At 40.1% G+C, this 13,099-nt stretch carries 9 protein-coding genes; 8 read left to right on the top strand and 1 reads right to left on the bottom strand.

Translation table 11 applies throughout. The features are described from left to right. Window positions 1-7: 7 nt before the first annotated feature. The gene (gene alaS / locus HDF25_RS21135) at window positions 8-2,707 is read right to left on the bottom strand and encodes an alanine--tRNA ligase (protein ID WP_184628389.1); all 2,700 of its coding nucleotides are present in this window, start codon (window positions 2,705-2,707) and stop codon (window positions 8-10) included. A gap of 115 nt (window positions 2,708-2,822) precedes the next feature. Between alaS and HDF25_RS21130 the strand changes: the two genes are divergently transcribed. From HDF25_RS21130 to HDF25_RS21095, 8 genes are all read left to right on the top strand, one after another. Beyond that, entirely contained in the window at window positions 2,823-3,158 is a 336-nt protein-coding gene (locus HDF25_RS21130) for a MerR family transcriptional regulator (protein ID WP_184628388.1), read from the top strand. Between the two features lie 45 nt (window positions 3,159-3,203). Continuing rightward, window positions 3,204-5,297 carry a helix-hairpin-helix domain-containing protein gene (locus HDF25_RS21125; protein WP_260409430.1) on the top strand — a complete coding sequence of 698 codons (2,094 nt, stop codon included), beginning with the start codon at window positions 3,204-3,206 and terminating at the stop codon, window positions 5,295-5,297. 5 nt (window positions 5,298-5,302) lie between these two features. After that, window positions 5,303-7,396 (top strand): ComEC/Rec2 family competence protein, encoded by a 2,094-nt coding sequence (locus HDF25_RS21120; protein WP_184628387.1) that lies wholly within the window; start codon window positions 5,303-5,305, stop codon window positions 7,394-7,396. 8 nt (window positions 7,397-7,404) lie between these two features. Further along, the gene (locus tag HDF25_RS21115) at window positions 7,405-8,184 is read left to right on the top strand and encodes an enoyl-CoA hydratase/isomerase family protein (RefSeq protein ID WP_184628386.1); all 780 of its coding nucleotides are present in this window, start codon (window positions 7,405-7,407) and stop codon (window positions 8,182-8,184) included. A gap of 18 nt (window positions 8,185-8,202) precedes the next feature. After that, window positions 8,203-8,874 carry a DUF4412 domain-containing protein gene (locus tag HDF25_RS21110; protein ID WP_184628385.1) on the top strand — a complete coding sequence of 224 codons (672 nt, stop codon included), beginning with the start codon at window positions 8,203-8,205 and terminating at the stop codon, window positions 8,872-8,874. Between the two features lie 131 nt (window positions 8,875-9,005). Next, window positions 9,006-9,614, top strand: a complete 609-nt coding sequence (locus HDF25_RS21105; protein WP_184628384.1) for an FMN-binding negative transcriptional regulator — start codon at window positions 9,006-9,008, stop codon at window positions 9,612-9,614. Between the two features lie 172 nt (window positions 9,615-9,786). Beyond that, window positions 9,787-11,970 carry a S9 family peptidase gene (locus HDF25_RS21100; protein ID WP_184628383.1) on the top strand — a complete coding sequence of 728 codons (2,184 nt, stop codon included), beginning with the start codon at window positions 9,787-9,789 and terminating at the stop codon, window positions 11,968-11,970. A 124-nt stretch (window positions 11,971-12,094) separates the two neighbouring features. After that, window positions 12,095-13,099 (top strand): ligase-associated DNA damage response exonuclease, encoded by a 1,005-nt coding sequence (locus HDF25_RS21095; RefSeq protein WP_184628382.1) that lies wholly within the window; start codon window positions 12,095-12,097, stop codon window positions 13,097-13,099.

Genomic DNA, 13,099 nt, shown 5'->3' with positions numbered 1-13,099 from the left:
GATGATCCTATTGAATTAAAGTCGCAGCTTTCTCTAAAACTTTGCTTAATCCATCTTTATTCTTTCCACCGGCAGTAGCGTAGAAAGGCTGTCCGCCGCCACCGCCCTGAATGTCCTTAGCCAGTTCCCTGACAATATTGGAAGCATTTAAACCTTTTTCTGCAACCAGATTATCGGATAACATTACGCTGATTCCTGGTTTATCATCAATTAAAGTGGTAAATACAAGATACAGATTATCAACTAAATCTTTAATTGAAAAAGCCAGATTTTTGACTGCGTCAGCATTTGGCAGATCAACATGCACAGCAATAAGGTTAATGCCGTTGATTGTCTTCATATGATGAACAATTTCGTGTTTAAGATTACCAGAACGTTCAATCACAGCTTTTTCAGCCTCTTTTTTAAGCCTGTTATTTTCTTCAATCAAGGCATTCACCGCAGCAGTCAGATCTTTATTCCCTTTAAGTAAAGTTCTTAACTGACTGATTTCCTGATTCTGTTCCAAAACAAATTCCTCTGCACGGTCGGCAGTAATAGCTTCTATACGTCTTACACCTGCAGCTACAGCACTCTCAGATATGATCTTGAAAAACCCGATCTGGCCAGTTGCCTGTACATGTGTACCACCACATAGTTCTTTCGAATAGTTGTCGTCAAAGGTGATAATCCTGACTACTTCGCCATACTTCTCTCCGAACAAAGCAGTCACTCCACTGGAAAGTGCTTCCTGGTATGGAACCATTCTCTGCTCTTTCAAAGGAATATTAGCTCTTACCCGCTGATTGACGATATGCTCAATTTCAGCTAGCTCAGCATCTGTGATCTTTGCAAAATGAGAAAAATCAAAACGGAGATAGTCAGCATTAACCAAAGAACCTTTCTGATTCACATGATCCCCCAGGACGCTTTTTAATGCTGCATGAAGTAAATGGGTCGCCGAGTGGTTATTATTCGTCTGTACACGCTTATCTTCATCGACAACAGCCCAGAACTGACCATCTACATCTTCAGGTAATGAATCTGTATAATGCACAATCACCCCGTTCTCTTTTTTTGTATCTGTAATCTCAACAGAGAACAACCTGCTGTGATCCTCCAGTCGCCCGGTATCTCCTACCTGACCACCGCTTTCTCCATAGAAAGGTGTTTTCTGTAATACAATCTGATATTGCTCTTTTCCTTTTGCAGTAACCTGTCTGTATTTTAAGATTTTTGTTTCGATTTCAAGCTGATCGTAACCGACAAACTCCGTCTCCGGATCATCATGTACAGTAATCCAGTCTCCTGTATCAATTGCTGTTGCTGCCCTTGATCTGGCTTTCTGTTTCTGAAGGCTCTTTTGATATTCATCCATATCTACCGTCCACTTTTTCTCCCTGGCCATCAGTTCGGTCAGGTCAATCGGGAATCCGTAGGTATCCTGTAATTCAAAAGCAAACTCACCTGAGATCACCATCTGGTCTTTCAGTATACTGTAAACCCAGGCATCTTCAAAAGATTTCTCCAGATCGATTGCATTTTCGGACATCAGGAATTCTGCCTGCTTAACCGTATAATTTTCAAAACGCTGAATTCCTGTAGCCAGTGTTCTTAAGAAAGAAACCTCTTCTTCCAAAACCACTTTCTGTACAAAGTCCTGCTGTAAAACCAATTCTTCAAAAACTCCCACGAACTGTTCTGCGAGCACAGGTACTAACTGATTTAAGAAAGGTTCTTTCAGGTTAAGGAAAGTATAAGCATACCGCACAGCTCTTCTTAAAATCCTTCTGATCACATACCCCGCCTTATTGTTTGCAGGTAGCTGTCCGTCGGCAATCACAAAGGCAATTGCCCTGATATGATCGGCCATTACACGCATAGCAATATCAGTTTTCTCCTCAGCTCCGTAAGCTATACCACACTTTTTCGCGATGAACTGAATCAGTGGCTGAAAAACATCAGTATCATAATTTGAAGCTTTATTCTGAAGCACCCGAACTAAACGTTCAAAGCCCATACCTGTATCAACATGTTGTGCAGGTAAAGGCTGTAACGAACCATCCTTCAATCTGTTGAACTGCATAAACACGTTATTCCAAATCTCTATAACCTGCGGATGATCGGCATTCACCAGATCTTTTCCGCTGCTGGCTGCACGTTCGTGATCCGGACGGCAATCCACATGGATTTCAGAACATGGCCCACATGGCCCCATGTCACCCATCTCCCAGAAATTGTCTTTTTTATTTCCAAGTATAATCCTGTCTTCAGGTACATACTGTTTCCATAGATCGTAAGCTTCGGTGTCCCGTGGCAGCCCTTCTTTTTCGTCTCCTTCAAAAATGGAAACGTATAATTTATCTTTAGGGATACCATAAACTTCCGTCAATAATTCCCAGCTCCACGCAATAGCTTCTTTTTTGAAGTAGTCTCCAAAACTCCAGTTACCCAACATCTCGAACATGGTGTGATGATAGGTATCAATCCCCACTTCTTCAAGATCATTGTGTTTACCGGAAACACGTAAGCAACGTTGCGTGTCGGTTACTCTTGGATACTTCGCCACGGCCTCTCCCAGGAAGATGTCCTTGAACTGGTTCATACCGGCATTGGTAAACATCAGTGTAGGATCATTCTTCACAACGATCGGTGCGGATGAAACAATATGATGTTGTTTCGATTCAAAAAATGCTAAATAAGCGCGTCTGATTTCTTTTGCTGTCATTCGTAGTAGAATTATCCAACAAAATTAAAATTTTATTGCGGTATTCTACTAAAATCCCTTTACATTTGAATGCTTTACATAAAAGCTATAATCTACTAAATATCAACACAGAAGTATGCCTTACAAGGAACGGGAAATTAATAAAATGTATTACACGATGGGTGAGGTGACTGAAATGTTCGGTGTAAACGCTTCACAAATCCGCTTTTACGAGAAGGAATTTGACGTCCTGCAACCTAAGAAAAACAAAAAAGGGAACCGCCTTTTTACACCTGAAGACATTGAGAATTTAAAGATCATTTTCCACCTGGTGGACGATAAAGGTTTTACACTGAAGGGTGCAAAAGATCATTTAAAAAACAACAGTGCGGACGTTAAAGAGAATCAGAAGATTATAGCTTCCCTGGAGAAGCTAAAAGACTTCTTATTAAAACTAAACGAAGAAATTTAATCAACAAGTTAACTAATTTAATCGGATAGATATTACTTTGGCATAATGATGTCAAAGCTAATTTTCTCTCCGATTCAATGTTTCCAATTATCAGGTGACCGGCTTCCTGCACCTGCATTCGGACTATTTATAACCCTGGTCTTTTTCAGTCTCTCCTATAAGGCTTCGGCACAGGAAGAAACCGGAATCAAAGAAATCGTCTCTGCCATAACGGGTGTTTTTACGGAAGACGACGACGACCTCTCTGAATTGACAGAACGTCTCTCTTTCTATAGTCAACATCCGCTGGATCTGAATAGCGCAAGCCGCGATCAGCTCAAAGAACTCTTCCTTCTCTCTCCTTTACAAATCAGCAGTTTTTTCACCTGGCTCAGAAAAAACGGAAAACTAAAAGACATACTGGAACTTCAATCAGTAGACGGTTTTGACAGTCTTACGATCACCAGGCTACTGCCTTTTGTTATAGTCAGGGAGGTAAACAACTATGACCTGAATAAATTGACTAAAGGTGCCAGTGAGTTATTACTGAGATACGGGTCTTTACTTGAAAAACAAAAGGGATTTAAAGAGAAATCAGGAAGCCGGTACCTGGGTAGCCCAGCCAGACTATTGTTCAAATACAAGTACAACTATAATGACCTGCTGACACTTTCCATTATAGCAGAGAAAGATCCGGGTGAGACCTTTTTCCGTGAGCCGGTGAAAAGTGGCTTTGACTTTATATCGGGAAGTCTTGCCCGCTATAAAACCGGTAGATTTAAAAAGATAATCATAGGAGATTATAGTCTTCAGTTTGGACAAGGACTGAGCCTCTGGTCTGGCTCTTCCTTTGGAAAAGGTGATGATGTGGCAGGGGTAGCCAAAAAGGACACCGGGCTCAAACCTTATGCTTCAGCAAATGAATATTCCTTTTTCAGAGGGGCAGGTGTTACTTATACCATATTAAAAAACATAGAATTAACTTCATTTATATCAATTAGAAATTTAGATGCTGCATTAAAACAAACGACAGAAGGAACTTATACTTTGTCGGCTATCAGCACAAATGGTTTACACCGGACGGTTGCCGAAAACCGGAACAAGGGAACCTTACCCCTCTTGTTTTATGGTGCAGCTTTAACATACAACAACAATAATCTGGACATCGGTCTGACGACTTCCTTCTCGGATTATCAGCATGAATTTATTACCGGCAGTCAGCTTTATAAGAAATACAGTTTCAAAGGCAGCGAACTGAATAATCTTGGAATCCATTATAACTATACTTTCAAAAACATCTACTTTTTCGGTGAGACTGCCCTGAGCAGACCAGGTGGCACAGCTACACTAAACGGGGCCATGGCCAGCCTTTCTCCGGTAGTGTCTCTGGTCGTACTCTACAGAAGTTATGCAAAAGAACATGTCAGCTTTTACAATAAAGGTTTTGGAGAAGGGGCAAACACAGCAAATGAACAGGGGCTCTATGGAGGTATCCATATCCGTCCTTCAAAGAAATGGACGATAACAGCCTCTGGCGACTTCTTCAGATTTCCATGGGCAAAGTACAGAGTTGACGATATTTCTTCCGGATACGAGCTCACAGGCAGCTTAAATTCCAAACCAAATCCAGCATTCTTAGTTACACTGAGTCTGAAGACAAAACATTATGAACAGAATGAAGGAACATCCCTGCCTGTAAACCCACTGGTTAAAGTCAGGAAAGATAATTACAGGATAGAGGCCAGATGGAAACTGAATAAAAAAACTGAACTGCAAACCCGGACCGAAATCAGCCGTTACGGAAAAGGTAAACGGACAATCGAATATGGATATATGGTTTATCAGGATGTGGACTACCATCCACTTTCTTCACGGTTTTCGACTAATCTCAGGATAGCATTCTTTTCTACTGCTTCGGCTGACAGCAGGATTTACGCATACGAAGATGATGTACTGCATGGAACAGGATCCGGGGTTTACAGTGGTGAAGGGATCAGGACATTTCTCAATGTAAGTTACAGGTTTTCCAGACAGCTCAGGGCATGGTGCAGGTATGCGGTTTATCACTATCCTGGTAAGACCAGTATAGGCACGGGACTGGATGAAATCTCTGGCAACAGCAAGTCTGAACTCAAGATTCAGCTACGTTATCAGTTCTGAATACCATGCAAAATACAACGGCTGTTTTTGGAAGAATTCTGCTCCCATTTTGCATAGGAATTTGGGTTTTGCAAGGAACAGATTATACCAAATTAAATTTGCCTGCACTTCAAATCACAATTATACTGATTATTTTACTATTAATATTCAACCTATTATACAGATTACTTAAAGTATATAATCATAAACAACTTATTGGAGTTCTGATCAATTTACTCTTTTTTACGTTTGGAATTCAGACATACCAGCGTGCAGACGAAACTCAGAATTCCAACAACTTTTCACGTTCACCAGCCGAATTTCTGAAGATATCTATAAGCAGTGAGCCACAGCAGCAAGGCAGTATGATAAGGTTCAAAGCAAGCGTAATGAATGTTTATACGGTTAATAAAAAACAGAGATCGAGCGGCACGATACTCGTCACTATCCGGTCAGCCAGCTTCCACCCGACGGTCCCTCATTATGGTGAAGTTTATTTAATTCCGGCAGCATATCGTGCGATAGAACCACCTTACAATGCTGCGGAGTTTGACTTCAGATACTGGCTGGCTATGCAGCATATTCACTACCAGATATTCCTTCTTCCTGAAGAATTGATCCCATTGCAACAGTACAGCGGAACAGCCCTGATCGGCTTTGCCCTGAAACTCCGGAAACAGCAGGTAAACCAGTACCGGCGTCTGATCAAAAATGATGATGCATTTGCAGTAGCCTCTACGCTGATCCTGGGTTATCGTGCAGATCTGAATGCAGAAACATTAGCTGCTTATTCCAGAACAGGAACCATCCATGCATTATCAGTATCAGGAATGCATGTGGGGATTATCTACTTTGTGCTGAACTGGTTATTGGGATGGATGAACAGCAAACGGTTCATGAAATGGGTCAAAGTTATACTCGTCCTCTGCACAATCTGGTTTTATACGCTATTGACAGGATATTCAGCCTCAGTATTACGCTCCGCAATCATGCTTTCTGTCTATGTGCTGGGAAAAGCAATTCATCAGGAAACAAACAGCTATCATATCTTATTCTTTTCGGCATTCTGCCTGTTATTCTACAACCCGTTTTTGCTTTGGGATGTAGGTTTTCAACTCTCGTATATGGCCGTCCTGGGATTGGTCTATTTACAGCCAAAATTACAGCAACTGGTTAGTTCCAGGTATCAGCTGGTACAAAAACTATGGAATCTGATATCAATCTCTATCGCAGCACAGGTCTTTACTTTTCCCTTGAGTTGCTACTATTTCCATCAGTTTCCAGTCTATTTCATCATCAGTAATCTGTTCATTACACTTCCAGTTATACTTTTAATGTACATAGGTATCTTCCTCTTAATATTTCACTTATACTGGATTTCACCTTTGTTTGAATGTTTAATCATACTGATGAACCGTGGACTCGAAAAAATTGCAGCTCTCCCCTACTCAGGCATCAGCGCTATATGGTTATCCAGGACCGGACTGGTTCTGCTTTGTTCATTCCTGTTTTTTCTTTTCTTTTCCCTGACTTATAAAAAGAAGCATTTCTTAGCGATTTCCTTACTGTCTTTAGCATCCCTACAAGGTATTAGGATAAATGATAAAATCATTGCGCGGCATCAGCAAAAGATAATCCTCTTCAGCCTGAACAGGAATTACGCAGCGGGATTCATCAATGGAGAACATGCAATACTGGTCACTGATTTAAAGACGGGAGATAAAGCTTTTAAATTCCATATACAGCCTGCACTGGATCAGTCGGGTATCCGCTCGGTTATTTGTATTCCGTGGAACACCACAATCCACCAATATGGTCTGACTATAAATGAGCACCAGCTGGTCTTTGGGAACTATCGTGTTTTACTACTCGACAGCAGTTTTAATGGACAAAGAATAAAACTCAGGCCTTTGTTTAATGCCGTCTGGATCCACGGAAATCCAAGGATCAAAATGGATGAATTCAGACAAGACGTGAGTTTCAACAAATTATGGATTGATGCAACAAATAAAAGTTATGCTATTCAGAATTATCAAAGAGACACTATAAATTTTAGGAGTTCAACACTGGTTTTAAGAAAAAATAAGGGATATTTGATTTATATAAAACAAAAAATATAAGCCCATTCATGACATCACCTCTTGTACTATATACAGTCGACAATCGTATTGCGACCATTTCATTGAACCGTCCTGATAAGAGGAATGCATTTAACCCGGAACTGGTAAGCGCCCTTACAAAAACACTGCTAAAGGCTTCTGATGATGATGAAGTGAAAGTCATTATATTAAAAGCAATAGGTGGAGTATTCAGTGCAGGTGCGGATCTGGCTTATTTGCAGCAATTACAAAACAATACACATGAAGAGAATGTTCAGGACAGTGAGAACCTGAAGAAGCTTTTTACAACAATTTATTATTTACCCAAGGTTGTTATTGCACAGGTAGAAGGACATGCAATTGCAGGAGGATGCGGATTAGCGACAGTTTGCGATATTACTTTTGCCGTACCGGAAGCTAATTTCGGCTATACAGAGGTCAAACTAGGTTTTGTCCCGGCCATTGTCTCTTGTTTTCTGATGCGTAAAACAAGTGAAACAATTGCAAAAAAAATACTGCTGAGTGGCGATTTATTCTCAGCGGAACAGGCTCTGGCTTATAATTTGATTACTTATGTAACAAATAAAGAAGAAATTAGTCAGAGGGTACAGGATTTTGCGCTAAAGCTATGTGAGGAAACTTCAGGAAACTCACTGATGGTAACGAAACAACTTATAGGACAGACAACTAACCCAGAATTGGAAAAAAGTCTGAACCTGGCCGTAAAGATCAACGCAAGGGTAAGAGAAAGTGAAGACTTTAAAAAAGGTATCGCTTCTTTTATCAGCAAGGAAAAAATTAAATGGTAAACTATAAAAACTAAAAATATGTTAAAATCGATTAAAACAAGTGTACTGGCAGTAATACTAATCAGCACGGCGGTAATTGCCCATGCACAGAAAAAGGTAAATGAAGGTACACTTACCTATGGCATTACTTATGAACTGACTCCTGATCAGCAGTCGATGGCTTCACAGCTTCCTGCAGAAACTAAATTTAAATTCAGCGGAGATATATTTAAAATCGAAATACAGCAGGGACCTGCTAAAATCACTATCTTCTCTGATGGGATTAACAAAAATGGACTGGTATTAGTTGATATCCCCCCTATGCAAAAACAATATGCAGTAAAAACCACTAAAGAAGAGACCGAACAGACTATGGGTAAAACACCTGTATTAAGTGATTTCAAAGCTACTGGTGAAAAACAAAAAATAGGAAACTATAACACAGAGAAGTATACTTATAAAGATGACAAAGGCACTCCATATGAACTTTGGGCTACTACTGAAATCCAGTTACCATTAGGAATTATTGGTGCTGAATTCAAAGATGTAAAAGGAACTCCTATCAAATTCACACGTATCCAGAACAATGTGAAAGCTATAGTAACTATTAAAGACCTGACAGAAGATAAAGTTGGTCCGGTTTCACTGGAAGTACCAGCAAACTACGAAGTGACAACCATGGAAGCGCTAAGAGCAATGGGTGGTCAGTAGATTATAAAAACAATAAAAAAAGCCTTCTGATAATCACAGAAGGCTTTTTTTATGATATCAAATGTCGTTTATCCTGTATTTATAAAAGAAAAACATCGTTATCTTTAATATTCTCCCCCTAATTACTGGCTATGTATATCTCTAAACTGAACCTGACTACTGATGAAAATGAAATTATTGATTTCATTTGTAAATATAGCTTTGCAACCATTGTGACTACGAAAGATGACCGGCCCAATGCAAGTCATCTGCCTTTTGTGATCAGCAAAAAAGAAGGAAAAACAATACTGACATCGCATTTTGCCAAAGCAAACCAGCAATGGACCGAGCTTTCAGCACATGAAACCCTGGTAATCTTTACAGAACCACATGCTTATATATCTCCCAAACATTATGATAAAGAAATGAATGTTCCAACCTGGAATTATATTGCAGTCCATGCTTATGGAAAAGCAAAGGTGATCAGTGACAGGGAACAGACTATGAAGATTATAGAAAAAACTATTCATAATTACGAAGCTGACTATCTTCCTCAGTGGAATAGCCTGCCTGAGGCTTACAAATTAAAAATGCTCAATGGAATTGTCGCCTTTGAAATTGAAGTTACTTCTTTTCAGGCGAGTAAAAAACTGAGCCAGAATAAAACTGAGGATGAAAAACAAAGAATTATCACTGCATTAAAAGCCAGCCCGAACAATATAGAAAGTGAATTAGGTATTTACATGGAAAAAGAATCTTAAACGAAATATTCTATCAATTTCTGCTAAACAATGAAATCTCCTTTAACGATAACAAACAATGTATTACATTTGAGAAGCAGGAAACACCTGAAATTCTATACGAATTATAGAAAAAATCAGCTTATCCGGACAGAGTATTAAACTCTTACCTAAATTAAATTTATTAAATCAAATGAAGCGGAAACTCATTATTTTAAAATTGACCTTCGTCTTATTGATTACTTCTTTCTGTGCAGCTACAGCCTTTGCACAGCCAAATAAAGAAGGAATCAACTGGACCAAAGACGGAAATGGTTATTATCAGATTTCGGATGGCGGTATTGCAATAATCACCTTACCTAAAAACGAAACTAAAACATTAATAAGCAATTCTTTGCTTACCCCTGCAGGCCAGAGCCAGCCGATCCGGATAAAAGATTTTGTACTTTCAGCTGACGGTACAAAAGCGCTGATTTACACTAATAGTAAAAAAGTATGGCGTTATGAAACCCGCGGTGATTACTGGCTGGCAGATTTAAAAACCAATAGACTGACACAGATTGGAAAGGACAAACCCGCTTCATCTCTGATGTTTGCTAAATTATCTCCGGACGCGAGTAAAGTAGCTTATGTAAGCGGACATAATTTATATGTTGAAGATCTGGCCAGCGGAACTGACAAAGCACTGACCACAGACGGCACAGCCAGAATTATCAATGGAACTTTTGACTGGGTATATGAAGAGGAATTTGATTGCAGGGATGGCTTCAGATGGAGCCCAGATGGCAGTTCAATTGCTTACTGGCAAATCGATGCCAGGAAAATTAAAAACTTCCTGATGATCAATAACACAGATTCAATATATCCTTATACTGTACCGGTTGAATATCCGATTGTAGGTGAAGATCCTTCAGCTTGCAAAATTGGGGTAGTGAATGTAAATACAGCGCAAACAACCTGGGTAAAGGTTCCTGGTAGTGAAATCCAGAATTATATCCCAAGAATGGACTGGGTACCTAATACAAAGGATCTGATTCTTCAGCAGCTTAACAGGGAGCAGAATACCAGCCGCGTATTTGTAGCCAATACGCAATCAGGAACAATAACAAACATTTACACAGAAACTGACAAAGCATGGATTGACGCAGCGCCTGAATGGCAATGGCTCAATAATGGAAAGGAATTTATCTGGGTGAGTGAAAAAGACGGATGGCGCCATCAGTACCGCATCAGTAAAGACGGTAAGAAACAAACATTGATTACCAAAGGAAATTATGACGTCATTGAAAGCAGTCTGGTAGACGAAAAGAATAACACTTTTTATTTTATTGCTTCGCCAGACAATGCTACTCAGAAATACCTGTATAAAACAAAGCTTGATGGAAAAGGCACACTGGAAAGGGTTACCCCTTCTATCTTCCCGGGAACTCATAGTTATGATATCTCTCCAAATGGCATATTTGCCAACCACACTTATCAGAGTGCTAACATTTACCCTATCAGTGAATGGATGAGATTAGATACAGGAAACCCTTTTACAATGGAAGGGAGTCTGACTAATCAGCTGGCTAAAATTCAGCAGCCAAAAAATAAGGTGGAATTTTTCAAAGTAAAAACTGAAGATGGTATAGAACTGGATGGCTGGATGAAAAAACCTGACAATTTTGATCAGACTAAAAAATATCCGGTTGTATTTTATGTTTACGGTGAACCTGGAGCACAAACAGTATTAGATACCTACGGTGCAGGCTACAACTTCCTTTATGCTGGAAACATGCCTAAGGATGGATATATCTATATTTCGATAGAAAACCGAGGTACGCCCGCTCCAAAAGGCCGCGAATTCCGCAAATCAATTTATAAAAGTATCGGTACCTTAAATATCCGTGACCAGGCCATGGCAGCTAAAAAAATCCTGGACTGGCCTTTTGTAGACAAAGACAGAGTTGCTGTATGGGGATGGAGCGGAGGCGGATCTTCGACGCTTAACCTGATGTTCCAGTATCCTCAGATTTACAAAACAGGTATTGCAATTGCCGCAGTGGGAAATCAGCTGACTTATGATAATGTATATCAGGAACGTTATATGGGTTCTCCTTTAACAACCAAAGAGGCATACATTAAAGGTTCACCGGTAACTTATGCTAAAAATCTTCAGGGAAACCTACTTTACGTTCATGGTACTGGTGATGACAATGTACATTATCAGAATGCTGAAATGCTGATCAATGAACTGATCAAAAATCAGAAAATGTTCCAGTTAATGTCATACCCTAACCGTACCCATTCAATCAATGAAGGTAGCGGGACCAGTCAGCATCTGGCTAAAACTTACACTAAATTTCTTCAGCAAAATTGCCCTCCTGGAGGCAAATAATTGAATTAATTCATAAAAAAGGGGATGATGGCTAAGCTATCATCCCCTTTTTTATGGCATTCAGATCGAATCTGCTTTGCTGGATTATTCAAACTTATGAGTCTCAGCTTTGTTGTATCACCCGATGGCATTAATCACATTCACCAATAAAGGCATATATTGTAAACAGGGAGATTTCTATATCGACCCCTGGCAGCCTGTGAATCTCGCTGTAACTACTCATGGTCATTCGGACCATGTTAAACCAGGTAACAAAGGGTATTTATGTCACGATCTGACCAAACCAGTCCTGCTACAGAGGTTAGGAGCTGATTTACCAGTACAAACCTTACCTTATGGAAAGGAAATCAGTATTAATGGCGTTAAACTGAGTCTCTTTCCGGCAGGACATGTTATCGGATCTGCACAGGTAAAACTGGAATACAAGGGTGAAATCTGTGTAATCTCGGGTGACTACAAGACAGAATACGATGGAATCAGTACCGCATTTGAACCGGTCAGGTGTCATACTTTTGTATCTGAAAGCACATTTGGGCTCCCTATTTATAAATGGCAACCGCAGGCAGAAATCTTCAGACAGATCAGAAACTGGGTTACAGATAATAATAATCAGTTAAAGACCAGTGTGCTGATTGCCTACAGTCTTGGGAAAGCACAGCGGCTGATTAAAAATCTAACTGGTGATCAGGCTATTTATGTCCATCAGTCAATTGCTAATCTGAATGAAGCTTTCATTCATGCGGGGGTTAAACTTCCGGCGACGATAAAAATTACTCCCGATATAAAAAAAGAAGAGTTACAAAAAGGGATAGTTATTGTCCCTCCTGCTCTTGCTGATGGCAAATGGATGAAAAACCTGCTTAATCCTTCGACTGGAATTTGTTCTGGCTGGATGTCTGTCAGAGCCGGGCGCAGATGGCAATCTGCTGACGCTGGATTTGCCTTGAGTGACCATGCCGACTGGCCGGGTCTTCTTACCGCCATTAAAAATACTGAGGCCGGGAAGGTTTATGTAACCCATGGTTTTGTTTCGCCCTTCTCTAAATATCTGAATGAACAAGGGATATCCGCCCGGGAAGTAGTCACCCGTTATGGAAATGAAGAAGAAGAGGTTCTAAAAGAGACTTGA

Origin of the sequence: Pedobacter cryoconitis (assembly GCF_014207135.1) — a bacterium.
GTDB classification, from domain to species: domain Bacteria; phylum Bacteroidota; class Bacteroidia; order Sphingobacteriales; family Sphingobacteriaceae; genus Pedobacter; species Pedobacter cryoconitis_D.
The sequence above is the reverse complement of the archived record's forward strand: the minus strand, read 5'-3'. Positions and strand labels throughout refer to the sequence as shown.

What these genes read in the sequence shown, in the direction of transcription:
- alaS (WP_184628389.1), bottom strand. Translation starts at nt 2,707, where the DNA reads ATGACAGCAAAAGAAATCAGACGCGCTTATTTAGCATTTTTTGAATCG.
- HDF25_RS21130 (WP_184628388.1), top strand. Translation starts at nt 2,823, where the DNA reads ATGCCTTACAAGGAACGGGAAATTAATAAAATGTATTACACGATGGGT.
- HDF25_RS21125 (WP_260409430.1), top strand. Translation starts at nt 3,204, where the DNA reads ATGATGTCAAAGCTAATTTTCTCTCCGATTCAATGTTTCCAATTATCA.
- HDF25_RS21120 (WP_184628387.1), top strand. Translation starts at nt 5,303, where the DNA reads ATGCAAAATACAACGGCTGTTTTTGGAAGAATTCTGCTCCCATTTTGC.
- HDF25_RS21115 (WP_184628386.1), top strand. Translation starts at nt 7,405, where the DNA reads ATGACATCACCTCTTGTACTATATACAGTCGACAATCGTATTGCGACC.
- HDF25_RS21110 (WP_184628385.1), top strand. Translation starts at nt 8,203, where the DNA reads ATGTTAAAATCGATTAAAACAAGTGTACTGGCAGTAATACTAATCAGC.
- HDF25_RS21105 (WP_184628384.1), top strand. Translation starts at nt 9,006, where the DNA reads ATGTATATCTCTAAACTGAACCTGACTACTGATGAAAATGAAATTATT.
- HDF25_RS21100 (WP_184628383.1), top strand. Translation starts at nt 9,787, where the DNA reads ATGAAGCGGAAACTCATTATTTTAAAATTGACCTTCGTCTTATTGATT.
- HDF25_RS21095 (WP_184628382.1), top strand. Translation starts at nt 12,095, where the DNA reads ATGGCATTAATCACATTCACCAATAAAGGCATATATTGTAAACAGGGA.